The sequence below is a fragment of the Magnetospira thiophila genome, assembly GCF_054657015.1.
This window is the reverse complement of record NZ_BAAHXF010000002.1, coordinates 968,519-992,261: the sequence shown is the minus strand read 5'-3', so window position 1 is coordinate 992,261 and position 23,743 is coordinate 968,519. Positions and strand designations below refer to the sequence as shown.

Annotated in this window: 26 protein-coding genes; 5 read left to right on the top strand and 21 right to left on the bottom strand. The window is 62.1% G+C overall.

Features of this window, described 5'->3' with window-relative positions:
- Nucleotides 1–56 precede the first annotated feature (56 nt).
- The 4 genes from ACYQ1P_RS14465 to ACYQ1P_RS14450 all read right to left on the bottom strand — a co-directional run bounded on the left by ACYQ1P_RS14465 (nt 57) and on the right by ACYQ1P_RS14450 (nt 4,048).
- Nucleotides 57–1,319, bottom strand: coding sequence for an OmpP1/FadL family transporter (locus ACYQ1P_RS14465; RefSeq protein WP_460021047.1), 1,263 nt, complete (start codon nt 1,317–1,319; stop codon nt 57–59).
- 366 nt (nt 1,320–1,685) lie between these two features.
- On the bottom strand, nt 1,686–2,159 hold the full coding sequence (locus tag ACYQ1P_RS14460) for a CopD family protein (RefSeq protein ID WP_460021046.1): 474 nt from the start codon (nt 2,157–2,159) through the stop codon (nt 1,686–1,688).
- A gap of 14 nt (nt 2,160–2,173) precedes the next feature.
- Entirely contained in the window at nt 2,174–2,821 is a 648-nt protein-coding gene (parA, locus tag ACYQ1P_RS14455) for a ParA family partition ATPase (RefSeq protein ID WP_460021045.1), read from the bottom strand.
- Nucleotides 2,822–2,842: 21 nt separating this feature from the next.
- Complete coding sequence (locus ACYQ1P_RS14450; RefSeq protein WP_460021044.1) at nt 2,843–4,048, bottom strand: tetratricopeptide repeat protein; 1,206 nt, start codon at nt 4,046–4,048, stop codon at nt 2,843–2,845.
- A gap of 135 nt (nt 4,049–4,183) precedes the next feature.
- On the opposite strand from ACYQ1P_RS14450, the gene ACYQ1P_RS14445 reads away from it, so the two are divergent.
- The 3 genes from ACYQ1P_RS14445 to ACYQ1P_RS14435 all read left to right on the top strand — a co-directional run bounded on the left by ACYQ1P_RS14445 (nt 4,184) and on the right by ACYQ1P_RS14435 (nt 7,594).
- Nucleotides 4,184–5,350, top strand: a complete 1,167-nt coding sequence (locus ACYQ1P_RS14445) for a phosphoserine transaminase (RefSeq protein ID WP_460021043.1) — start codon at nt 4,184–4,186, stop codon at nt 5,348–5,350.
- A 111-nt stretch (nt 5,351–5,461) separates the two neighbouring features.
- A complete protein-coding gene (serA, locus tag ACYQ1P_RS14440; protein WP_460021042.1) occupies nt 5,462–7,033 on the top strand; it encodes a phosphoglycerate dehydrogenase in 1,572 nt (523 codons plus the stop codon).
- Nucleotides 7,034–7,180: 147 nt separating this feature from the next.
- Nucleotides 7,181–7,594: a hypothetical protein gene (locus ACYQ1P_RS14435; RefSeq protein ID WP_460021041.1), complete on the top strand. Its 414-nt coding sequence runs from the start codon at nt 7,181–7,183 to the stop codon at nt 7,592–7,594.
- A 3-nt stretch (nt 7,595–7,597) separates the two neighbouring features.
- Here the strand turns inward: ACYQ1P_RS14435 and ACYQ1P_RS14430 are convergent, their stop codons facing one another.
- The 5 genes from ACYQ1P_RS14430 to ACYQ1P_RS14410 form a co-directional block, all read right to left on the bottom strand.
- Nucleotides 7,598–8,185, bottom strand: a complete 588-nt coding sequence (locus ACYQ1P_RS14430) for a TMEM165/GDT1 family protein (protein ID WP_460021040.1) — start codon at nt 8,183–8,185, stop codon at nt 7,598–7,600.
- A gap of 5 nt (nt 8,186–8,190) precedes the next feature.
- Nucleotides 8,191–9,600, bottom strand: a complete 1,410-nt coding sequence (gene der, locus ACYQ1P_RS14425; protein WP_460021039.1) for a ribosome biogenesis GTPase Der — start codon at nt 9,598–9,600, stop codon at nt 8,191–8,193.
- Nucleotides 9,601–9,611: 11 nt separating this feature from the next.
- The gene (locus tag ACYQ1P_RS14420; RefSeq protein ID WP_460021038.1) at nt 9,612–10,943 is read right to left on the bottom strand and encodes a PQQ-like beta-propeller repeat protein; all 1,332 of its coding nucleotides are present in this window, start codon (nt 10,941–10,943) and stop codon (nt 9,612–9,614) included.
- 13 nt (nt 10,944–10,956) lie between these two features.
- Complete coding sequence (locus tag ACYQ1P_RS14415) at nt 10,957–11,625, bottom strand: tetratricopeptide repeat protein (protein WP_460021037.1); 669 nt, start codon at nt 11,623–11,625, stop codon at nt 10,957–10,959.
- Nucleotides 11,626–11,753: 128 nt separating this feature from the next.
- Nucleotides 11,754–12,311, bottom strand: a complete 558-nt coding sequence (locus ACYQ1P_RS14410; protein ID WP_460021036.1) for a thioredoxin family protein — start codon at nt 12,309–12,311, stop codon at nt 11,754–11,756.
- A gap of 129 nt (nt 12,312–12,440) precedes the next feature.
- Here ACYQ1P_RS14410 and ACYQ1P_RS14405 point away from each other — a divergent pair, with 129 nt between their 5' ends.
- Nucleotides 12,441–12,761, top strand: a complete 321-nt coding sequence (locus ACYQ1P_RS14405; RefSeq protein ID WP_460021035.1) for a hypothetical protein — start codon at nt 12,441–12,443, stop codon at nt 12,759–12,761.
- 15 nt (nt 12,762–12,776) lie between these two features.
- Complete coding sequence (locus ACYQ1P_RS14400) at nt 12,777–13,511, top strand: tetratricopeptide repeat protein (protein ID WP_460021034.1); 735 nt, start codon at nt 12,777–12,779, stop codon at nt 13,509–13,511.
- 3 nt (nt 13,512–13,514) lie between these two features.
- On the opposite strand, the gene ACYQ1P_RS14395 is transcribed toward ACYQ1P_RS14400, so the two are convergent.
- The 12 genes from ACYQ1P_RS14395 to ACYQ1P_RS14340 form a co-directional block, all read right to left on the bottom strand.
- Nucleotides 13,515–14,393 carry an ABC transporter permease gene (locus tag ACYQ1P_RS14395; protein ID WP_460021033.1) on the bottom strand — a complete coding sequence of 293 codons (879 nt, stop codon included), beginning with the start codon at nt 14,391–14,393 and terminating at the stop codon, nt 13,515–13,517.
- Nucleotides 14,390–15,352 carry an ABC transporter permease gene (locus tag ACYQ1P_RS14390; protein WP_460021032.1) on the bottom strand — a complete coding sequence of 321 codons (963 nt, stop codon included), beginning with the start codon at nt 15,350–15,352 and terminating at the stop codon, nt 14,390–14,392. Before ACYQ1P_RS14390 ends, ACYQ1P_RS14395 begins: the two co-directional genes overlap by 4 nt.
- A 37-nt stretch (nt 15,353–15,389) precedes the next feature.
- Entirely contained in the window at nt 15,390–15,884 is a 495-nt protein-coding gene (locus ACYQ1P_RS14385) for an HPP family protein (protein ID WP_460021031.1), read from the bottom strand.
- A gap of 69 nt (nt 15,885–15,953) precedes the next feature.
- The gene (locus tag ACYQ1P_RS14380; protein WP_460021030.1) at nt 15,954–16,574 is read right to left on the bottom strand and encodes a cytochrome b/b6 domain-containing protein; all 621 of its coding nucleotides are present in this window, start codon (nt 16,572–16,574) and stop codon (nt 15,954–15,956) included.
- Between the two features lie 67 nt (nt 16,575–16,641).
- The gene (locus tag ACYQ1P_RS14375) at nt 16,642–17,772 is read right to left on the bottom strand and encodes a rhodanese-like domain-containing protein (protein WP_460021029.1); all 1,131 of its coding nucleotides are present in this window, start codon (nt 17,770–17,772) and stop codon (nt 16,642–16,644) included.
- 45 nt (nt 17,773–17,817) lie between these two features.
- On the bottom strand, nt 17,818–18,150 hold the full coding sequence (gene soxZ / locus ACYQ1P_RS14370) for a thiosulfate oxidation carrier complex protein SoxZ (protein ID WP_460021028.1): 333 nt from the start codon (nt 18,148–18,150) through the stop codon (nt 17,818–17,820).
- A gap of 15 nt (nt 18,151–18,165) precedes the next feature.
- Nucleotides 18,166–18,651, bottom strand: coding sequence for a thiosulfate oxidation carrier protein SoxY (locus ACYQ1P_RS14365; protein WP_460021027.1), 486 nt, complete (start codon nt 18,649–18,651; stop codon nt 18,166–18,168).
- A 14-nt stretch (nt 18,652–18,665) separates the two neighbouring features.
- Nucleotides 18,666–20,210: a tetrathionate reductase family octaheme c-type cytochrome gene (locus tag ACYQ1P_RS14360; RefSeq protein ID WP_460021026.1), complete on the bottom strand. Its 1,545-nt coding sequence runs from the start codon at nt 20,208–20,210 to the stop codon at nt 18,666–18,668.
- A 122-nt stretch (nt 20,211–20,332) separates the two neighbouring features.
- On the bottom strand, nt 20,333–20,698 hold the full coding sequence (locus ACYQ1P_RS14355; RefSeq protein WP_460021025.1) for a rhodanese-like domain-containing protein: 366 nt from the start codon (nt 20,696–20,698) through the stop codon (nt 20,333–20,335).
- Between the two features lie 36 nt (nt 20,699–20,734).
- A complete protein-coding gene (locus ACYQ1P_RS14350) occupies nt 20,735–21,550 on the bottom strand; it encodes a CbiX/SirB N-terminal domain-containing protein (RefSeq protein WP_460021024.1) in 816 nt (271 codons plus the stop codon).
- Complete coding sequence (cobA, locus tag ACYQ1P_RS14345) at nt 21,543–22,343, bottom strand: uroporphyrinogen-III C-methyltransferase (RefSeq protein WP_460021023.1); 801 nt, start codon at nt 22,341–22,343, stop codon at nt 21,543–21,545. The genes ACYQ1P_RS14350 and cobA overlap by 8 nt, the downstream gene beginning before the upstream one ends.
- Nucleotides 22,340–23,728: a cobyrinic acid a,c-diamide synthase CobB gene (locus tag ACYQ1P_RS14340; RefSeq protein WP_460021022.1), complete on the bottom strand. Its 1,389-nt coding sequence runs from the start codon at nt 23,726–23,728 to the stop codon at nt 22,340–22,342. Before ACYQ1P_RS14340 ends, cobA begins: the two co-directional genes overlap by 4 nt.
- Between the last annotated feature and the right edge of the window lie 15 nt (nt 23,729–23,743).

Here is a 23,743-nt window from a genome sequence, read left to right as displayed (position 1 = left end):
ACGAAAAAGGGCCGGAACAAGTCCGGCCCTTTTTGCTGCGTGATCGTTAGGAACGATCAGAACTTGTAGGTGACGCCCACCTGAGCACCCATCTGCCACATGCCGATTTCGGTGCCTTTGCCCATCCAGCTGAAGCTGTCGCCTTGACCACTATCGGTCACGTTGTTCTCCAGGGCGTAGAAGAAGCTGCCGCCCAACTCCCAGTTCTCATCGAAAGCGTAAGAGGAACCGACGGAGAGGTGATGCTCAACAACGGCCGGGAACATGGCATTGGCGAACACGAACTCCGGATCGATGGGCGACGGGGCGTAGTTGTAGCCGGCCCGAACGGTCAAGCCCATGTCGTAGCGATGTTCCACACCGACGGTGAACACCGGAATGCTATGCCAGCCGAAACCGCCACGGCAAGCACCAACCGCGCCACCGGCACCGCCGCAAGCGGGACCTTCGGACAGGGTGCGCTCAAGACCGAAGCCGAGATACTTGACATCAAAGGCAATATCCGTTTCCGGGGTGTAGTGGTACACAGCACCCACACCGACGGTCATCGGGGTATTGATGGAGCCACTCAGCAGATCGTTGTACTTGTCAAAGCTTTGGAACCAAACGGGGGTCGAGATCGTACCACCGACGGTGAAGTCCTCCGACCAATCATGCAGGAAGCCGAAGCGGGCCCCAAGACCCCAGGCCCGATCAACATTGGGCCAACCCGGAGTCTGGCGGAAAGAGGAGTTGGAGAAGTTGGAGCGGAAATCCGAATAGCCGATGATCAGGCTGGCACCCAGGGTCGTCTTGGGGTCGGTCTTGTAGGTCACGGTCGGCGCCAGATGTCCCATGCGATAGCGGACCTCTGAATCCCCGGCAGCCACCTGACCAGCAGCCGTGGTGTTGATGCGGGGCGAGTTGTACTTGGTGTGCATACCGCCCGAACCGTAAAGGGAAACACCGTAAGACCATACACCGTCAATCTTGGAGCTGAAGCCCATGGAGCCTTCCACGAAGTCCTCGACCTGGCTCCATTCCTTGGGGTCCTGGAACGGGAAGCCATTTTTGACTTTGGACTGATCGCGATAGCGTTCCGGGTGGAACCAACCGGGGGAGAGAATGACCTGATCAGGAATGTTGCCCATCAAGGCCGGGTTGACGCCGGCACCGGTGGCGTCCTGAGGCATTGCAATGCCTGCGCCGCCCATGCCGCAGTTGTTGACGCCGACACAATGGCTCAGGAAGCCGTTGGTGGCCTGGGCATCCTGCCCGGAGAGGCTGACGGCGGCAGCGACCAAGGCGGTCGATGCAATAAGATGACGAATAACGCGCATTTCCTTTTTCCCCCTGTTTTGGGTATTTCAGCTCGGTTGCTACTCTCTGCTCTATATGCAACGCGGCCGAGGTTTTGTTGCACATCTCTGCAATTTCATTTCCTTGTCTACACGAGCAGTCTCAAATAAGCAACATATTCAATGCATTAGAAAAATCTAATAACCTAGGTGTTTAGAGGCAAAAAAATATCATAACCTTTTGATTTATAAAAAAAGTGATAAATATCACTTTCAATGACGTCAAAGGAGAAAGCACATGTGTGTGATAATTATGCAGCAGTTTGAGTCAAAAGATCCAAGGGTGCGAGGCAAAAAAATATTCCACGATTTTTTGTGAAATAAAGATGATCTGTTCAATACGCAATTCTAACCGAGAAAACGTCCCGAAGCACCGATTGCTGAGGTGAGCAGGCCGAGGATCAGGTTGACTCCGACCAGTCGTCGAAGGACTGCCATCCGTGCTCCGGCGACCGGCCAGTTCTCCGCCAAGACCGCCGCGCGGAATCCCTGGAACGGGATCATATATATATAGACATAGATTCCGGCCATCAGAGTGCCGACGGCGGTCATGGTCCATACCGAATGGGTGGCATTGGCGAAGCCTTCGTAATCAACCAGGACGATGGTCGTGCCGGTGAGCAATAGAGTGCCCACGGCCACCCAGACCCAGGCGAAAAAGCGTGGAAACACTTGATTCAGCAGCTTCAGGCGGATTGGCGGTTCCAGGGTCAGAACTGCCGGGCGCAGGGCCATATGGGCGAAGAACATGCCGCCGACCCAAATGATCGCCCCCAGGGCGTGCAGGGCGCTCATCAGGGCGGAGAGTTCGTTGGGTTCCATGGGGCGTTCCTTCGTTATGGGGTAACGGTGCCGAGACGGCTGGCGATGTCGATGGTCAGGGCGCGGATTTCTTCGGCGGCGGCGCGATGGCCCCCGCGCTCGGCGACTCCCAACCCCTCCATCATGGTAGCGGCGAAACCGGCCCGATTGCCGATCCCGGTGGCGGCCACCGGCAGGCCCTGTTGGCGCAACTTGGCCCGCACCTGGGTTTCCAGCTTGCTGCGTGCCGGAACCCGGTTGAGCAAGCAGAGCAAAGGCCGATTCTCGCTACGGGCCAGATCAATGGTCGGCTGGGTGGCCCACAGGTCCATGGGGCTGGGTTGAACCGGCACCAGCACCAGGTCGGCGGCACGAATGGCCGCCTTGGCCTCGGTTTCCGCATGCGGCGGGCTGTCGATGATGACCATGTCGAAGTGGGCGCGCAGCCGGTTGAGTTCATTGCCCAGTCGCCAGCCGGAGACATCGGAGAGGTGCAGCTTGTTGGTCTCGCCCAAGCGTTCCTGGCGCACCGCGTGCCAACTGCTTAGGCTGCCCTGCGGGTCAATGTCCACCAGGGCCACCCGATGACCCTGTCGTGAGAAGGCGACCGCCAGTTGTGCCGCCAGAGTGGTTTTGCCCGCGCCGCCTTTTTGTTGTGCGATGGTTAGAACCTGTGCGGACATCAGAGGTCTCCTTCAGAGGGCTCAAGGGACAGGGCGCGACAACCCGGATGCGGGAAACTCCTGCGCCAGGGCCGCCTTGACCTGGGCCACAACCGGACCCCAGCCGCCGTCCCGTTGCCGGAACAACCGGACAGAGGGATACCAAATACTCGCCTCCCGGTCCACGCCCCATCGCCAATCGGAGTTCCGGGGCAGCAGAATCCAGGTCGGACGCCCCAGGGCTCCGGCCAGATGGGCGACCGCCGTATCGACGGTAATGACCAAATCCAGCCGTTCGACAGCGGCGGCGGTTTCCGCGAAATTGGAAAGCTGTGGTGCCAAGTCCTGAATATTGGCGGGACAGCGGTGTGCATCCTTTTGCAGGCTCATCCACTCCAGGTCTGTCCGTTCGGTCAGGGGGGCCAGCGTCGGCCAGTCAATGGAACGGTAGCGATCGTTGCCGTGGGCCTCGTTGCCGCGCCAGACCAGCCCGATTCGGGGCGTCGGAACATTCGGCAGGCGGTCTTCCCAACGCGCGCGTGCCTCGCCGGGGGCGGCCAGATAGGGGGCGGTGCGCGCCAGGGCATCGCCGCTCAAGTCGAACAGCCGGGGCAGGCTCAACAGGGGGTATTGCAAGCCGACGGGGGGCAGGGACTCGCCCCAGGAAATCACCTTGTCGACACCTTCTGCCTGGGCCAAAAGCGGTGCCAGTTCGGGGGGGCAGCCAATGACCAGCCGTCCGACACGTTGCCGAGCCAGGGGCGCGAATCGGATGAAGTGCAAGGCGTCCCCCATACCCTGTTCGGTATAGAGCAGCAGAGTGGCATGCTTCGAAGGCTTGCCGTCCCAGCGCACCGCCAGGGGCGGTTGATGATCTCGATATTCCGCCGTGCCGAAGCGCTGTTCAAATTCCATCCAGCCACGAGTCCAGTGCTCGAAGCGGAGCAGGGCGAGCCCCAGGGACTTGCGGATTTCCGCATTGTCGGGGGCCAGGGTCGCCGCCTGTTCGAAGGATTCCAGAGCGGCTTCGAACTGGCCCAGATTCTGTTGCACCAGTCCGAGGTTATAGAACAGCGGTCCCTCGTCGGGGCAAATCTGGGCGGCCCGCCTGCACAGGGGCAGGGCGGCGGAGAATCTGCCCTCTCGCAGATGTTGCCCGGCCAGATTGACCAAGGTTTCCAGGTCATCGGGTCGGGTCGTCAGCACCATTTCCAGGGCGGCGGTGGAGGGCGGGACGGAGTCGATCATGGTCCCAGCATGACCGCATGGAGGGGTTGAATCCACATTTTCTTGACGTCTTTTATACAGGGGCGTAGAAGGCCGGTGGGCCGCACCCTCCCAACGGGGTGAGACCCTTCTTTTTTGGAAGGGAGAGATATCCAAATGACCACTGCCAGCAAGCCGGGCCTCCGTCCGGCCAACCCCAATTTTTCTTCTGGTCCCTGCTCGAAGCGTCCCGGTTGGACGATCGAGGCGCTGTCCGGCGCGCTGGTCGGACGATCCCATCGCGCCAAACCAGCCAAGGCGCAGATCCAGGACGTTATCAACCGGTCCAAGAAACTGCTGGGCCTGCCCGAGGGCTATGTGCTGGGCATCGTTCCGGCCTCCGATACGGGCGCCGTGGAAATGGCCCTGTGGTCGCTGCTCGGCGCGCGCGGCGTCGACATGCTGGTCTGGGAAAGTTTCGGCAAGGGCTGGGCGACCGACGTTACCAAGCAATTGAAGCTGCCCGACGTGCGGGTGCTGGAATCCGGATATGGCGAACTGCCCGATCTGAAGTCCGTGGATTTTGATCGCGACGTGGTCTTCACCTGGAACGGCACCACCTCCGGTGTTCGAGTCCCCAATGGCGACTGGATTGCGGCCGACCGGGCCGGGTTGACCATCTGCGACGCCACCTCGGCGGCGTTTGCCATGGACTTGCCGTGGGACAAGCTGGATGTGACCACCTATTCCTGGCAGAAGGTGCTGGGTGGCGAGGCGCAGCACGGCATTCTGGTGCTGTCGCCGCGCGCCGTTGAGCGGCTGGAAAGCTACACGCCGGACCGCCCGTTGCCGAAGATCTTCCGCCTGACGAAGGGCGGCAAGCTGATGGGCGATGTTTTCGAGGGCGCAACCATCAACACGGTCTCCATGCTGGCCATCGAGGACGCCATGGATGGTCTGAAATGGGCCGAGAGCGTCGGCGGGCTGAAGGGGCTGATTGCCCGTTCACAGGCTAATCTGAAGGCGCTTGAAGCCTTTGTCGACGGCTCGCCGAATTTCGGATTTCTGGCCGCCGATCCGGCCATTCGTTCCAATACCTCGGTCTGCCTGATGATCACCGCGCCCTGGTTTGCCGCCCTCGAAGCAGCGGATCAGGCGGCGGCGGCAAAGAAACTGGTGTCGCTGCTCGACGGCGAAGGGGTGGCCTACGACATCGGGGCCTACCGCGATGCCCCGGCGGGACTGCGCATCTGGGCCGGTGGCACCATCGAGACGGCCGACCTGCAAGCCCTCGGGCCGTGGCTCGAATGGGCTTTGGCCGAGGTTCAGAAAAGCTATTCGTAACAATCGGAGTCCCTTTCTTCGTCCTTCGACAAGTTCAGGATGAAGAAAGGGGATTCCTTGCCGTGCCTCATCCTGAGCTTGTCAAAGGAGGAGGCCAAGGGAGATTCAATCATGGTTAAAGTGCTCATTTCCGACAAGATGGCCCCCGAAGCGGCGGATATTTTCCGCGCCCGGGGAATTGAGGTCGATGTCAAGACCGGCATGACCCCCGACGAACTGAAGGCCTGCATCGGGGCCTACGATGGTCTGGCCATCCGTTCCGCCACCAAGGCCACCGCCGAGATCATCGCCGCAGCGGAGAACCTGAAGGTCATCGGCCGCGCCGGGATCGGCACCGACAACATCGACAAGGCGGCGGCCACCGCCAAGGGCATCGTGGTGATGAACACCCCGTTCGGCAATTCCATCACCACCGCCGAACATGCCATCGCCATGATGATGTCCACTGCCCGCATGATCCCCCAGGCCAACCAGTCAACCCATGCCGGAAAATGGGAAAAGTCCAAGTTCATGGGGGTCGAACTGATGGGCAAGACTCTCGGGGTCATTGGTACCGGCAATATCGGTTCGGCGGTTTGCGAGCGAGCCATTGGTCTGAAAATGAAGGTGGTGGCCTACGATCCCTTCCTGTCCGATGAGCGGGCCACCGAGATCGGTGTCGAAAAGGTCGAGTTGGACGACCTGTTCGCCCGTTCCGACTTCATCACCCTGCATACCCCGCTGACCGATTCCACCCGCGCCATCATCAATACCTCCGCCATGCTGAAGATGAAAAAGGGCGTGCGGATTATCAACTGTGCCCGTGGCGGTCTGGTTGTCGAGGCGGACCTGAAACAGGCCATCGAGTCCGGCCATGTGGCGGGGGCGGCCCTGGATGTGTTCGAGAACGAACCGGCCAAGGAAAACGATCTGTTCGGCATGGAACAGGTGGTCTGCACCCCGCACCTGGGGGCCTCGACCACCGAGGCGCAGGAGAAAGTCGCCCTGCAGGTGGCGGAACAGATGGCCGACTACCTGCTGACCGGGGCCGTCACCAATGCCTTGAACATGCCCTCCGTGACCGCCGAGGACGCCCCGAAGCTGAAGCCGTACATGCAGTTGGCGGAACAGATGGGGTCGTTCGCCGGGCAGATCATCGAATCCGCCCTGTTGAAGGTCAATATCGAGTATTCCGGGGCGGCCATCGACCTCAATACCAAGCCGCTCACGGCGGTGATCCTGCGCGGCATCCTGGCCCCGTTGCTCGATGACACGGTGAACATGGTCAATGCGCCGGTACTGGCCAAGGAGCGCGACATCGCGGTCAGCGAGACTCGCAACGAAGGCCCTTGCGAGTATCACACCCTGATCCGTCTGAGCATCACCACGGAAAAGCGCAACCGGTCGGTGTCCGGCACCCTGTTCGCCGGGGCGCCGCGCATCATCGAAATGGAAGGCATTGCCGTGGATGCGGAACTGAGCCCGCACATGCTCTATATCCATAACGAGGACAAGCCCGGATTCATCGGTGCCCTGGGCACGCTGCTCGGCAACGAGGGGTTGAACATCGCCACCTTCCATCTGGGGCGGGATGACAAGGGTGCCTTGGCTTTGGTGTCAGTGGACCAAGAAGTGACCGAGGATCTGGTCAAAAAAGTTCTGGCCCTGCCCCATGTGACCCGCGCGCGGGCCTTGAGGTTCTGAGCGAGACCTCCGATGCCATCGAAAAGGCCGGGCGAGACCCCGGCCTTTTTGTTGTGTGGAAACGGCGCTGGGATCGGCCTCGCCTTGACTTCCCGGCACCGGCCCGCCACCTTCCGACGGAAAGACAATTCATTGGGGAGACGTGTGATGCGAAGGATCTTGCTGGCGGGGATGCTCTTCGGGGGGCTTTCTTTTCCGGGGCTGGCGCAGCAGTATCCGTCAGTCGATAACGGCACGCCCCCGCCGCCGTTTGAATCCAACTCTGCGGAAAGCTACCGGGGAAGCGTCCCAACTCCGGATCTGCCGTTGCCTCTGCCCTACGACTCCACGCCTTCCGTTACGCCGCCGACGTTGGGCGGGGGGGCTTACAAGGGGGCTCCCTATGGCACCATGGCACCACAGAATCTCTCTCAGGCGCTGCAGCAGGGCTTTCCGGAAACCAATCCCTGGCTCGATCCGCAGTTCATCTCCTGCATCCTCGACAATCTGGATCGGCCCAAGGTCGATGCGGCTGTCACCGCGCTCTATATGGCCTGCCGGGGGGTCGCCGCGCGGCGATAATTCTCAAAGGCTCCAGGCTTCCCAGGCCGCCAGTCCGGCGAGGCCAAGGAACATCAGGCCGCCGCCGCCGTGCAGGACGGGCAGGGGCAGACGAGTCAGCAAAGTGCGCCCGACCAGCACGCCAAGCGCCGAGACCAGAACCAAAGCCCCGGTGGCACCGACCCAAACGGCCAACGGCGGATGCCATCCGGCCAGCGCCGCTGTGGCGAGTTGGGTCTTGTCCCCCAGTTCAGCCAAGAAAATCACCAGAAAAGCGCTCACAAAAAGTCCCCGGTCGGTCACCGGAGCCGTTGCATCATCATTGGGCTCGGGACGTATGGCGGACCAAAGTTCCTTCAGGCCAAACAAGGCAAACAGCAAGGCCACGGCCAGCAACAGCCAGAAGCGGGGAATCCAGGCGGCCAGGGCGGCCCCGAAAATCACCGCCAACCCATTGAGTAGGGCGAAGGCGAGCAATGCCCCGGCCAGGATCGGAGCCATGCGCCGGTGGCGGGCCGCCAGGGCCATGCAGACCAGTTGGCTTTTGTCGCCGATTTCGGCCAGGGCGATGAGGGCGAAGGCCGTTCCGGCAGGTGCCAGAAATTCCGCCATGGGGTTCATCGTCCGGCAAATGGGTTCTTGCCCTTGCGCATCAGCAGGCGGATGGGCACGCCGGGCATCTCGAAGTCTTCGCGCAACCCGTTGATCAAATAGCGCGAATACGACTCGGGCAGTTCCTCGGGCAGACTGGCGAAAATGACAAAGGTCGGCGGTCGGGTCTTGGCCTGCGTGATGTAGCGCAATTTGAGGCGGCGACCGCGGGCCAGGGGGGGCGGATGGTGGTCGGTGACATGGGCCAGCCAGTCATTGAGCCGGGAGGTGGGAATGCGCCGGTTCCAGGCGTTGTATATGTCGAGCACGGCGGGCATCAGACGATTGACCCCGTGGCCGGTCTTGGCCGAGAAGGTAATCACCGGAATGCCGCGCACCTGGGGCAGCGAGGTTTCCAGCTTGTCCTGGATATGGCCCAGGGCGGCCTTGCGGTCGGGGACGCTGTCCCATTTGTTGATGCCCAGGATCAGGGCCCGGCCTTCCTCGACCACTTGCCGGGCAATGGTCAGGTCCTGCTTGTCCAGCGGCTGATGGGCATCAATGACCAGCACCACCACGTGGGCATAGCGCACGGCGCGCAGACCATCGGCCACCGAGAGTTTCTCCAGCTTGTCCTGAACCCGGGCGCGGCGGCGCATACCCGCCGTATCGACCAATTTGATCGGGCGTCCCCCATGCTCCCAGGGAATGGAAATGGAATCCCGGGTCAGCCCGGCTTCCGGTCCGGTCAACATGCGGTCCTGGCCGAGCAGACGGTTGACCAGGGTGGATTTGCCCACGTTGGGACGACCGACGATGGCCAGTTGCAGGGCGCGGGTGCCGTCGTCCTCGTCCGCCGCCTGACCGTTTTCATCCAGGTCGATTTCAAAGGCGGCGTCAAGCGGTTCGGTCTGTTCGGCCTGTTGCTGCTCCAGGGCCTCGATCATCGGGGCGATGGCTTCGTAAAGCTCGTTCATGCCCTCGCCATGTTCGGCCGAAAACGGCATCGGATCGCCCAGCCCCAACTTGTAGGCTTCGTAGAGCCCGGGCTGGGCGGCCCGGCCTTCGCATTTGTTGGCCAGCAGCAAAACGGGAGTTTTTTGGGCGCGCAGTTGATTGGCGAAATAGGCATCCAGCGGCGTCACCCCGGCGCGGGCGTCGAACAGGAACAGGATGACGTCGGATTCGACCAGCGCGGCTTCCGTTTGCCGCCGCATGCGGCCTTCCATGCTGTCGTCCAGACTGTCTTCCAGACCCGCCGTGTCGAGCACCCGAAAGCGCAATTCGGCCAGCCTTCCATCCCCCTCGCGGCGGTCGCGGGTAACGCCGGGGGTATCGTCCACCAGGGCCAGCTTCTTGCCGACCAACCGGTTGAACAGGGTGGACTTGCCCACATTGGGGCGGCCAATGATGGCCAGGGTAAAGGGGCGGGACATGGGGAATCTCGTCAGCGGTAGGCGACTAATGTCGCGTCGTCGGACAAGAAATACAGGGTGCCGTTGGCGATCACCGGCGGGATTTTCACCCGGTCGGGCAATTCCACCTGACCCAGCACATGGCCGTCATAGGGGGATAAAGCCAGGGCCAGACCGTTGGACCCGGCGACCACCAGCCGGTCGCTGGCCAGCAGCGGTCCGGACCAGACGATCAGGTCGAGCTTTTCCTCTTCGTCTTCCCAGCGGGGCAGCGAGGCCACCCAGTACAAGGCCCCGTTTTTTCGCGACAGGCAGAGCAATTCCGAATCGTTGGTCAGCACATAGATGTAATCGCCCGCCACCCAAGGCATGTCACTGCCGGCGATTTCCTCTTCCCAGACCCGTTGACCGGTCCGCAGATCCACCGCCACCAACAGGCCGCCGTGGTTGATGGCAAACACCCGCTCGCGGTCGATCACCGGATTGCCGCGAATCTGGAACATGTTGGACAAGGCTCCGACCCGCCGCCGCGAGGCCAGGGATTCGTTCCACAATTCGCGGCCGCTGTCGGCGCGCAGGGCGACCAGTTCCCCGGACAGAAAGGCGGCGACCACGATCCCCCGGTCCACCGCCGGGGTGGCCGAGCCGAGCAGGCCGACTTCTTCGGATAGCGCCTCGTAGGTCCAGGCCAGATTGCCGGTGGCGGCATTGAGGGCGAGCAGTTTGTTGTCGGTGGTGACGACGAACACCTTGCCGTGACGGGCCGCCGGGGCGGCGCGCATGGGGGCGGAGGCCCGATAGCGCCAAAACACTTTGCCGCTCACCGCGTTGATGGCAAACACCTCGGCGAAGCCAGTGGTGACGAACAGGCCGCCGCGATAATAGGCCAGTCCTCCGGCGATATGGGCATCGTCCTCGTCGTCGGGCGTGAGGTCACGCCGCCACAGAACGTCGCCGGTCTTTTCGTCAAAGGCCGACACCATGGATTCAGAATCAATGGTGAAGACCTTGCCGTCGGCGATGATGGGTTGGGCAATCAGCCGGTCCGTGTCATCGGCTCCGGCCCCGACATCCGCCGTCCAGACCTGTTGCGGCACGTCGGCGCTTTGGGTGTGGTGCATGGCATGGTTGGCATAGCCCCCCGACTGCGGCCACTCGGCATTGATGCTCGGCGGCGGCAGCAGGATTTCCTGACCGGCGACTTCTTTGTCCGGAGTCAGGGTCTGCTCATGCAGTAGCACCGAAATGCGCTCACCCGGCAAGGGGGCGTCGTCCTTTTCCCCGAACCAGGTGCCGCAGGCACTCAGGGCCAGCAGCATCAGGGCCAGGGCGGGGACGGCGCGCAGGACACGGGCTTGGGGCATGGACGGCACGCTCCTAACGATCAAGAACGGCAAGCATTTCGGTCGCGCGGTTGCGCAGGCCGGTGGGGATGCCGACTTCTTCGGAAAGCCGCTGGTAGAGTTGTTTGGCCTTGTCCATGTCGCCAGCCTTGTAGGACAGCGCGGCGATCAGTTCGCGGGCGGAGTGACGCCAGGGATTGTCGTCCGTGGCGATCGGTTCCAGACGGCTGATCAATTCCGCCGTCGTCCCCTGATCCATGTCGTTGAGGGCGGAAAGGACCATGGCCATGTCCCGGTACAGGGCCGGAAAGCGGCTGTCGTCGGCCAGCTTGGCAAACACCAGCGACGCCGCCTTGCGGTCGCCTTTCTTGGCCAGCAACGAAGCCTCGCGGTACAGCGCCATCATGGCATAGCCGTCGCGGGAGTCCTGGCCCATCTGGGAGAGGGCGGAGATGGCCTGATCGGTCTGCTCCGTGCGCGCCAGTTGCAGGGCGCTGGCAAAGCGCTCGCCTTCGGCGTTGCGGCTGCTGACGTCGTAATTGCGCCAGCCCTGATATCCGGCAACGCACACCACCAGGGCCACGGCGGCCCCGATGATCCAGTTGCCCCAGGTCTTCCAGAAGGCGGCAAGCTGTTCGGCGCGCAGGTCTTCCTCGACCTCGCGGAACAGCATGTCTTGTGTGGGGTCTTTTTGCTCGGCCACGGATTGTCCTCGACTTGGGCAATTTCAGGATCGGCGCGGGCGGGTCCGACGCGCCGATAATCGGGGGACATTACCGGTCCGCGAACGGTTTGTCATCCCTCATCCCCCGGCACCTCGGAGGTATCGGCTCACCCGGCGTCGCGCCATTTGATGGAACAGCCCATGCTGGGAATCTGCTCGGCAGGGCCGTGACCGGTGTTGATGACCTGGACCATGGCCTCGAACAGCTCCCGGCGGGCGTCGGCGGGGCCAGTTTCCTTGCGCGAGGCGTCCAGGCGGCCCCGGTATTGCAGGCCCAGATCCTTATCGAAGCCGAAGAAGTCGGGGGTGCAGACGGCGTCATAGGCGCGGGCGATGTCCTGGGTCTCGTCGATCAGATAGGGGAAGGTGAATCCCTGCTGTTGGGCGAACCGCTTCATGTTGTCGAACGAATCGTCGGGGTAGGTCTCCGTATCGTTGGACATGATGGCAACCACCCCCAGACCCAGGGCCTGAAGCTCCTTCGCGTCGCGCACCAGACGCTCGATAATGGCCTTCACATAGGGGCAGTGATTGCAGATGAACATCACCAGCGTGCCGTTGGGGCCGCGCACATCGGCCAGGGAATAGGTCTTGCCGTCGATGCCCTTGAGGCTGAAATCCGGGGCTTTCCAGCCAAAATCGCAAATCGGGGTTTCCACTGCCATGATCAAGGCTCCTCAGCTGTTCGAAAAGTCGAGCGTATTATCCCTTTCGGTCCGTATTGTTCAAGATGTTTACGGTCCCTTAAAATCTGCCGGGCGATGCTGTATGATGGAGTAAACGGGAGAACGGAAATGCGCAGCCCCCTAATGCTTGTTGTCGCCCTGGTGTTGTTGAGCGGCTGCTCCAACCAGTTCGGTGGCCTGGAAGTCGGGACCGTCATGGTCACCGACAAGACGGTCGGCGATCATGTGATCTCCTGGGCCAGCGGCAAGGATTGTTCGACCGTGCGCTGGGAACAGGGGATGACCTATTGCAAGGAAGACGAGCCACGCCCGGAAGCGGCGGTGTTTTGCTATGAAACTCTCGGTGATGTGGTCTGCTACGACCGCCCGGACCCCCATGCCAATCCTCAGCAGCGGGTCGGGATCTACGATCATAACCTTGCCCGATAACCCGGCGGCCCGGCCATGAGCAGGCGCACGATCCTTGTTCTCGTGTTGCTGGCGGTCGGGTTGATCAGTCTGGCCGTGTGGTGGAATACCGATCTGCCCAAGGTCTCCGAGCTGCATGCCATGATGATGGCCGAAGATCCGCAGGTCCTGGAGTTGCGGGCCTTGCGCCGGGGAGCGGCGGCGGGAGATCCGCGCGATCAGTATGGATTGGCCGAGGCCTACCGCACCGGACAGGGCGTCCCCGTGGAGCCTATGGCGGCGGTCAAATGGTACTCTGAAGCGGCCCGCCAGGGACATATCGACGCCCAATACCAGTTGGGCCACCTCTATGAGACCGGAACCGGCGTGCGTCAGGACCCCAAGCGGGCCGCCGAATGGTATCGGTTGGCGGCCAAGCTGGGCAACAATGCGGAGGCGGAATTTCGGCTCGGCCAACTCTATTTCAACGGCAAGGGCGTGCCCCATGATTTCAACTTGGCCCGGGAATGGTATCGCAAGGCGGCGGAACGCGGCCATCCGGTGGCGCAATTCCTGCTCGGGGCCATGTACGAAGAGGGTTGGGGCGTCGATCAGGATCTGGTGGAGGGCTATGTCTGGTACAAATTGGCCGCCCGCAACCTGACCCGGCTGAATGCGGAGTCGGAACGCTACGATCTCCCAAAGGCCCTGGACGGGCTGGTGAGCCGCATGAACAACTTTCAGATCGAGCAGGGTGAACGGCGATTGGCGGCCTGGAAAGCCAAGAAATAGCCCTTATCTTGATTTCTGTGTGGCACGCGGATCAAGGGCGTCCTGCAAACCATCGCCGAGGAAGTTGAAGGCGATCACCGTGACAAAGATCAGCGCCCCCGGCCACAGGGCCAGGGCCGGGCTCTCCCAGACCAGTTCCTGCGCATTGGTCAGCATGTTGCCCCAACTGGGCACCGGGGGCTGAATCCCCAGGCCGAGAAAACTGAGCACCGATTCCAGCAGGATCACATTGCCCACCGACAAGGTGGTGGCGACGATCACCGGCGACAGCAGGTTGGGCAGGATATGGCGCAACACGATGCGGCTCTGTGAGGCTCCTAAGGCATGGGCCGCCAGCACGAATTCCCGCTCGCGCAGGGCCAGGGCCGCGCCGCGCACCAGTCGGGCGACGGTGGTCCAGCCGACCAGGGCGACAATCAGCACAATGCGGTGCAGACTGGCCTGTTCCGAGGTCAGCCAGGCAGTCCCTAGGCCCAATTTGGTCGGATCGAGGGCCGCCAAAACGATCAACAACGGCAATAGGGGCAGAGAAATCACTCCGTCGGTCAGCCGCATCAGCAGCGCATCCATCCAGCCCCCTCGGGTTCCAGCGAATAGTCCGACCGTCGTGCCGATGATTGCCGCCGCCAGCGCTGCCGCCAATCCCACCGCCAGGGAAACCTGTCCGCCGCGCAACAGCCGGGCCAACAGGTCGCGGCCCAGTTCATCGGTGCCCAGGGGATGGGCGGCGGAGGGCGGGGCAAAGCGGGCGAAAAGATTGATCGCCTCGGGGTCCAAATCCAACATCCGCTCAATGACCGGGGCCAGCAGCACCAGGGCGGTCAGGGCGGCCAGGGTGAGGGCCCCGCCGACGGCCAGACGATGACGCCAGAAACGCCTCATGGCCGGGCCTCGCGGAAATGAATACGTGGATCGAGGGCTCTGTAGGCCAGATCCGCCAACAGATTGCCCAGCAGAGTCATGGCGGTGGCCAGCAGCAGGGCGACCAGGGCCAGATTGAAGTCGTTGCCCATCACCGCGTCATAGATCAGCCGTCCCATGCCCGGATAGGCGAAGATGGTCTCGGTGATCAGCGCCCCGGAAAACAGCACCCCGAAGTCCAGGCCGATAATGGTCACCACCGGCAGCAGGGCGTTGCGCAGGGCATGGCGCAGCACCACCCGGCCTTCGCCCAGCCCCTTGGCCCGGGCGGTACGGATATAGTCGGCGCGCAGGGTCTCGATCATGGCGGCGCGCATGTAGCGGGTATGGCCGCCGATGCTGGCGAGGGTCAGACTGGCCACCGGCAGGACCAGGAAGGTGAGACCGCTCCAGAATCCGCCGTCGCCGGTTTCCAAGCCCCCGGCCGGGAGAATCCCGAGAAACACGGCAAAAATGAAAATCAGCACGAGGGCGAGCCAAAAAGGCGGCACAGAGATTCCGGCAAAAGCCAGCAGATTGACCCCATAATCGAGCTTCGAATAGGGGCGGGTGGCGGCCCACATGCCGAGCGGCAGGCCGATCAGCAGGGACAGGCCGAGCGCCGCGAGCATCAGTCCCGCCGTATGTCCCAGAGCCTCCGGCAACACCTCCAACACCGGTTTGGCGAACAGTCGGGAATAGCCGAAGTCCCCCTGCACGGCCGCCGTCAGCCAATGGCCGTAGCGGGTGAGGAGCGGTTGATCCAGGCCGTACAAAGCCTTCAGCCGTGCCGCGTCGGCAGGGGTCAGGTGGGGGTCGGCGGCGACCATCAGGTCGATGGGATCGCCCGGCATCAGCCCCATCAACCCGTAAACGGCAAAGGAGACCGCCAGCAGGACGATCAGCGATTGCATCAGACGTGGGGCGATGGCGCGCAGCATGGGCCGATTATAGCGGTCCCGCCGGTCGTGGTGCGAGCTATTTGGGGGGAAGGGGATAGGTGGTGCGCGGCGGTATCCGGTGCACGATCATGGCCAGGGTCATGAGCAGCAAGGACCCGGCCAGAATGGGCACCAGAACAAATTCCGGTCCCGGATCGGACAAGAAAATCACGATGGGATCTGCCCCCGCCGGGGGATGGGTGATGCGCAGCACGGCCATTAACAGCATGGCCAAACCCACCGCCAAACCCATGGCCCACCAGTCGGGGGGCAGAACGGCGCGCAGCACGATGGCGAGCATGGACACGACCACATGGCCGAGGATCACGTTGGGCGGTTGCGCCAGGGGGCTGGACGGTGCGCCGAACAGCAGCACGGCGGTTGCCCCGAACGGCGCGATGAGCAACGGAATGCCGCTCATTTCCCCGATCCCGGCAACCAGGGCGATTCCGACTCCGCCGCCAATGCCGATTTTCAGCCAGCAGATCCAATGCAGGGGCGGCAGGGGACGATGAAGCAAACGTTTGGGCACGGCAAGACTCCGATGCGAAACTCTGCAACGGAGGCTAACCCGAAAGCACGTTCCGTGGCTTGACCATCGTCAAGCCTTGGCCGGAGTTTCCTCGTCGTCCTCGGTTTCTTCGTAGCCGGTGATCATGGCTTCGATGTGGGCCAGCGGTGTATGTCCGGTGGTGGCGAAGTAAATATGAAGGACGAAAAAAATCGCCATCATGAACGCGGTCACCAGATGCACGAAGGCGACCATTTCCAGAGTCAACAGCCCGGCCACCACGGCAGGCCATTCATTGTAATAGAGATAAAGCAGGCCGCTGATCCAGATCAACGGGTTGATCATCAGCTTGACCCACAAATAGGCCAACCTTTGCAAGGGGTTGTGCTTGCGAAGCTGGGTCTGGCGAAAGGGGTGCGGCGCATCAACGAAAATGCCGCCCGCATAATAGCGCATCATGGCGAACAGGTTTTCGGTGGTTGGAATGTACTGTTTCCATTCGCCGGTGGTGAAATGCCAGAAGATGGCGAACGCCCACAGACCGATCAAGATCCAGGCGGCGGTGGTGTGATAGATCCCGGCCTGCTCGAAGCCGAAAATCCTGTAGGTGCCATGGATTTCAAAGCCGGTGACCATCATGACGATGATCAGGGCCGCCTGACTCCAATGCCAGAACCGCTCGAACCGCTTGAAGATATAGATGCGTGCCATGAACGTGCCCCCTCGGGAATTTTGTCAGGCGGGGCGACCATGCCGCCCCGCCGAATCAGGTGAGGATTTATGGATGCGGCTTGACCTTGAAGCTGCCGTCCTTGGCGAAATCAACTTCGGCGTCGAGGTAATAGACCTCCATGTCGGGTTTCACCATCTTGACGATGTCATAGGCCTCGCTGCTCCGGGCACCAGTGGCGCAGACAAAGACCAACGGCTTGTCCGAGGGCAGATCGGCCACCTGTTCCTCCAGTTCTTCCACCGGAATGTTGCTCACGTTGGGCATATGGGCCGCCTTGTATTCACCCGGATCGCGCACGTCGATCAGGGTCACGCTGTCCGGGGATGAGGTGACGATGCTGTTGAAGGATTCGATGGTGATGGTGTCGCCACCGGGGCCGGCCTGCAAGGTCGCGGCGGGAGCCGGGGCTTCCTCCACGGCCGGAGCGGCACCGACCGTCGGGCCGTCACCGTAGGCGGCTTTCCAGCCCGGATAGCCGTCCTGGAACAACAAGATGTTGGTATAACCCAATTCCTGGGCCTTGGTCGCCGACTTGAAGCTCAACGGGCATTTGGGGCCGCCGCAATAGAAGATCAGCCCGGTGGCCTTATCCGTGGGCAGCTTGTCGGTCATCTTGTCGAAGAAGGTGTTGGGAATGTTGATGGCGGTGGGGACGTGACCCAGGTCGTACTGTTTGCGCGCCGGACGGGCGTCGATGATCACCGTGCCGTCGGGATTGTCGATCAGGTTCTTGACGTAGGCGGCTGAAACCGAGGCGAAGTTCCCTTCGGCCTTCCACTTGGGGAAGCCTTCGGCGAACACCATGATGTTGGTATAGCCCAGGGCTTCCGCCTTGACCGCCGACTTGTGGCTGAGCGGGCATTTGAGGCCGCCGCAATAGAAGATCAGCGCCGTGCCCTTGTCCTTGGGCAGCATGTCCACATGCTTGTCGAAGAAGGTGTTGGGAATGTTGATCGCTCCCGGCACATGGCCGAGGTCGTACTTCTTGCGGGTCGGACGGGAATCGACGATCACCACGTCGTCGCGTACCGGGATGACCGCGTAGGTCTTGAAGGTGTCATAGTCGATGATCTTGGAATAGGGCTCGAAAGCGGGTTCTTCCGCCGCTCCGGCCCCCTGGGACCAGGGGAAGAAAACCAACGCCAGCAAAACCCACAATCCAGTCATTTGTCTCATAGCGAAACCCTCCTCAGATTTTTCTCATTTTTGAACGGTTGAGCCTCAGGCGGTCGCAACGGCGACCTGTGCGGTTCGGCGGTACGTGGTGCCGTCGTCGGCCTGCCAGGTAAATTCGAAGGTCCCGGCCCCGGGCACCTGGGCATAGAAGGTGAAGTAGGGGTTCTCCGAGACCCCGGAATGCCAGTCGGCGCTTACCACCTCGGCCCCATTGAAGGTGCAGGTGAAGGTATGAATCCGGTTGCGCGGGACCGTTTGACCTTCGGGGTCCTTGCGCCAGCCGGTCTCCATGGGGTGCCAGGCCTTGGTGCGGATCAGAAAAGGCACGCCGGGGGTGACCTGACGGGGCACTTTGATTTCAGGGGCTTTGTCGCTCATCTGTTTTCCTCCCCATCAACCGCAGCCGCCGCCGCCGCGGGCGACCTTGCAGCGGGCCTTGCCGATATGGAACGATCCGTCACTCATTTCCGCCAACACGGTCAGGATCTGCGTTCGCGCCACCCGGATGCGGGTGGACACGGCCACCGTTCCGGCCATTGGACCGAAGCGGTAGGAGGCGACCTCGGGCACCGTGTTGCGTTCGGCGATCAGATGCAGGGCCTTGACCCGGTCGGTATCGGTCATCGGACTGTCCACCGCGATGGCCACCCGCACCTGTTTGCCGTATTCCGTATAGGGCGGCAGGTCGATGCTGATCCGGCTCAACTCCGGTTTGACCCCGCCGGTCAGGTCGGTGAGCAGCTTTTCGGCATCCTTGGGATCGGCCAGCGCCTCGGCGGGCAACAGAGCGGCCAGAGCGGTTGTCAGGGCCATCGCTCCACCCATCGCCAGGACCTGACGCCGGGTCATTCGGATTTCATAGCGGTCGGACGACTCCATGAGGTTCCTCCTTTTCAATCCCGCTTCGAATGGGAATGCATGACCATGCGCAAGGCACCATGACCGATTACGCCTAGGAAGGTCAGGATCACCAGGGCATAGCCCGCATAGTCGATCAGCGGCCAGCCATCGCGACCGGGCATGTACATGCCCGTCACACCGGCCAGACGACCGTTCTTGGCGTGGCAATCTTCGCAGTCCAGGGATTTCTCGGTCGGGGCGACCATATGGGCCATCGGCCACATCATGGTGGTCTCGACGAACCCCACCTCGCCGCTGAACGGCAAACCCACGGCGGCCATGCCCTTGGCCACCGAGTCCTGCCATTGGAACTGTGTCCAATAACCGTCCTTGCCGGTGGTATGGACCGGAGCCATGGTCTTGTTGACGGCATCGTAGGGCTGTTTGCCGCGCATCACCTTGACCGGCCAGAGGCGGGCGTCGGGATCGTCGGCGCTGCCCTCGAATGTGTTGATCGCGACGATGGAACTCGGGTCGATTTCCTCGCCCACCAGGGTGTAGCGGACGGTGCCGTTGAACCAGACGTATTCGGGCACCACGTCGCTGCCCCACTTGAAGTCGCCTTTTTTGGAATTATAGATTTCCTGGCCCTTGGCATCGTGTTCTTCAAAGGGCTTGCCCTCGGCATTCATGCGACCGGCGGTGGACCAGTCCCACCACATCTTGGTCGGAAAGTCGCCACGGGCGAAAGCCGGGACGTGGCAGGCGGTGCAGGCCAGACGGTCCGTATGATCGTTCAGCTTTTCGTCCTTCATCGGACGATGGCCGTGACAGGCCTGACAGGAGGCGCGATTCTGGTCCTTCTTGCCGGGCACCACGATGCCCTCGGCACCCTTGGCCTTGGGCGCGTAGCGGCTGCCGCTGACCATATGAGCGTCGGTGGTGTGGCAAGTGGCGCAGGAAAAATTCAGGCCGTCGGCATCCATATGCACGTCAAGAAACATGTCTGGCGTGGTCATGGAGGGGTCCAGGTCGCCGTGTTTCACCGCTGCGCCGCCCCCGCCCTTGAAGTGGCAGGCTCCGCAAGTGGCGCGGCTGGTCGGGCCGACATTCTGGGCCACCAGACGCAGGTTGACGCTCTTGCCTTCCTGCAGGCGTTTCTTGTCATAGGTGCCGGTGCCGTCATGGCAGACCAGACAATCCACATTGGCCTCCGAAGAGAAATCGAACGTGTTGTCGGTCCAGCCGTAGCCCACATGGCAGGAGGAACAAGAGCCGATATTGGACTGGGTGGAAATGCAGAAATTGTTGATGACGTTGCGCTTGCCGAGTTTCTGGCCGGTCTGCTTGTTGACCACCGACCAGGTCCAGTGCTTGGTCTTGTGAACCTGCTTGGCGGCCTCCGTGTGGCACTTGAGGCAAGCCGTGGTGACCTCGGGGCCGGTTTCGAATGGCCCTTCCAGTTCCTTGAACTTGGTATGATCGGCGGTGGAAGACACAGCTGCCGCCTGCACCGGCGTGACAAAGCCGACCGCCAGAAGGCAGGAGATGAGAAATAACGAAGCACTCAGACGCAGTTCGACTGCGCATCGATCCATGTAACCTGTTAGCACATCAACCCCCGAAGATATACTATACGGTCACTTAGGCTAGTCTTGGTGGGTATATTATTGCAAGCGTCAATTCGGAATTGCTGCATTGCACATGATGCAGGTTAGCCTCAGATGGTATAATCCAGCGCCTCGTATTTGCCGCCCTGGATCTCCAGCCCGGCCTGTTTCCAGGCGGCAATTCCGCCGGTCAGATTATAGATTTGCGGCAGGCCGCATTCCACGAGTTGCCTTTGGGCGGCGGCTCCGCGCTTGCCCATGGCACAAATCACAATCACCTTGTTGTGGAAAATGGCTGGAGCCCGCTTGGGATCGAGGAAGGACAGGGGCAGCAGTACCGAGCCGGGGATGTTCTCGAAATCGTATTCCGAGGCCTCGCGTACGTCGAGAATCACCGCCTCTCCACGAAGCTGCCAATTCAGGGCTGTCGTGGGGTCAATCTCGGGCAGATGGAGTTCCGACTCTTCCGTCATCATCGGGCCATGATAACAGTTTTCAAATCCGCATATGAGTTATTTGAGCTTCCGCGTGGCCCGTTCCACCTGTCGCAAGATCACTTCCGCGATGCGCGTCTCGCACCCCACCGCCCGGCAATACCACAGGCGGCGGCCCTGAAGATCGTAGGGTCCGGCAGGCTTTCCGGTTTCGGCCAGGATCGCCAGGGCCGGATCGTCGGCGGCGAGGCCGAGCAGGCGGGGAATGTCCTCCGCCCCGTGCAGGCCGTTGGAAATCATGAACGGAATGACGATGACGTTGCGCTTGGCCGTATCTCCGGCCCATTCGTTGACCAGCGGCGGATGTTCCAGGAACGCAGTGCGTACGTCGGCAGCCAATTGCATCTGCGCCAACCTGGCGGCCACCGCCTCGGTCTGGATGGCTGATTTACGATTTCGGCTCGAGCCGTGGCCGACCAGAATCAAACAGGTTTCGTCCGGGTGCAGTCCCTGATCGGTCATGATGGAGCAGGCGCGGTCGGCCAGGATCTCGGCCATCAACGGGTGGGTGCCCACCGGATCGCAGACCACGATGCGTTGCCCATTGCGCCGCGTCACGGGGCCGTCGAGATCCATTTCCCGGGGCAGAACCTCGCCGGTGATATAGCCCTTGCAGGCCAGATTGGGCACCAGATAGACCGTCTCGGAGGTCACGCCCTCCAGGCAGACATCGAGCTTCGGCGCTTCCTTCCAGAATCCGACCGCGACTTCGGCGAACAGATCGCGGCACCGCAGTTCTTCCGCATGGTCAAAGGTTGCCCGGGACGATTGGGGATTCACCGACGACCCATGGCCGACCAGCAAAAGCGCGGAATCCTTGAACCGATTAGCCATGAGCTTCCATGTCGCAGGAGGATTGCGGGATTTTCCAGGCCAGGGTGTTGGCCAGGGAGACCACCTTGCCGATGACCAACAGGCTGGGAGCCTTGAATTGCTCCCGTTCCAGCATCTCCGGCAATTCGGCCAGGGTCGAGGCGGCGGCCCGCTGGCGCGGCGTGGTGCCCGATTGCACAGCGGCGGCGGGGGTTTCCGGCGGCAGGCCGTGGGCGATCAGTTCACGGGAAATGCGCGCCACGTTGGTCAGACCCATGTAGACCACCAGCGTCGTGTTGGGATCGGCCAGACCTTGCCAGTCCAGGTCCAATTCCTCGCCCTCGCGCACATGGCCGGTGACGATCCGCACCCCGGTGGAAAGGCCCCGATGGGTGAGCGGAATGCCCGCGTAGGCAGTGCAGCCCGCCGAGGCGGTGATGCCGGGCACGATCTCGAAACAAATTCCGTGTTCGGCCAGATACATGGCCTCTTCGCTGCCGCGTCCGAAAATGAAAGGATCGCCGCCTTTCAGGCGCACCACCCGGCGACCGCTGCGCGCCAGATTGACCAGGGTTTCATTGATGTCGCCCTGTTTCATATGGTGATGCAGCGCCGCCTTGCCGGCAAAGATGCGCGTGGCCCCGGCTGGAATCAGTTCCATGATCTCGTCGGAGACCAGCCGGTCATAGACCACCACGTCGGCGCTCTGAATCAGCCGCAGGGCCTTGACGGTCAGCAGGTCCGGGTCACCCGGCCCGGCACCGACCAGGGACACGCAGGGAGACTTGGTTTCTTTTTCTGGAGCTTGGCTCATGGGGTTCCTCCGGTCGTCGCTTGAGCCCGGACGAAAGCGACGAAACGCTCGGCCCAGGGATTGGCGGTCACATGGCGCATGTGACCATAGCCCGCCAACAGATTGTGGATGACGATTCCGTCATTGTGTCCGTCTATGCCGTGGCCGCGCAAGACCTGCCAGGCATAAGTCAATGCAGGGTCCAGATTGACCAGCCGCGAATAATGGAATTCATGGGCCGGAAACTCGGTCGGCTGACCCCGGGCGTCGGTCAACGGCCAGGGACCGGCCCCGGTCTCGCGCAGCCGAATATAGCCTCGGCCCTGGGGGCGGTCGCCCATCACCGTGTCGGCGGGCACGACCCCGGCCATTTCGTGGGTGCGGCCCTGCCACTGGATGGTGCGTGACAAGTACATCAGCCCGCCGCATTCCGCGTAGGCGGGCAGGCCGTTGCGCAGCGCCGCGTGAATCTGGACCCGCATGGCCCGATTGGCACTCAGGGTTTCGGCCTGGGTCTCCGGAAAGCCGCCGCCGAGAAACAGGCCGTCCACTTCCGGAAATTGTTGATCGGAGGTCAGGTCGATAAACAACAGATCGGCCCCCGCCGCCTGCAAGGCTTCCAGGTCGCCGGGATAATAAAATCCGAAGGCTGCGTCCCGTGCCACGGCAATCCGCACGTCCCTGGCCCGTGGGGCGGGGAGGGGCGGTGGTGGGGGCAGTGTGGGTGCCCGATGGGCAATGCGCAACAGGTGATCCAGATCAATGGCAGCGTCCACCGCATCGGCAATGGTCTTGATTTGGGCTTGGGCAGCCGGGGCTTCGTTGCTTGGCATCAATCCCAGATGACGCTCGCGGATTTCCAGGGCCGGGTTGTTGTGCAGGGCGCCGAGCACCGGCAGATCGGTGTAGCGCTCCAGGACGGTGCGCAGTTTGCTTTCATGACGCGCCCCGCCAACCCGGTTGAGAATGAGCCCGGCAATATCCGTGTCCGGGTCGAAGGCCTGAAGACCGAGCACAAGGGGGGCGATGCCGCGGGTCATGCCCTGGCAATCGAGCACCAGCACCACCGGGGCCTGCAACAATTTGGCCAAGGCGGCATTGGAATCGGAGCCTTCCGGGTCCATGCCGTCATGCAAACCCTTGTTGCCTTCGATCAGCGAAATATCCCCGCCGACGCCACGACGGGCCAGCGACGCACGAATCTCGTCCGCCGACTGCACATGGAAATCCAGATTGTGGCAGGCCGTCCCGGCGGCCCGTCCGAGCCACATGGGGTCGATATAGTCCGGACCGCGCTTGAACGGGCGCACGTCGAGCCCACGGCGCGCCAGGGCGGCGCACAGACCGATGCTTACCGTGGTTTTGCCCGACGATTTGTGCGCGGCGGAAATGTAGACGTGGCCCATGGGGCTCCTCAATCA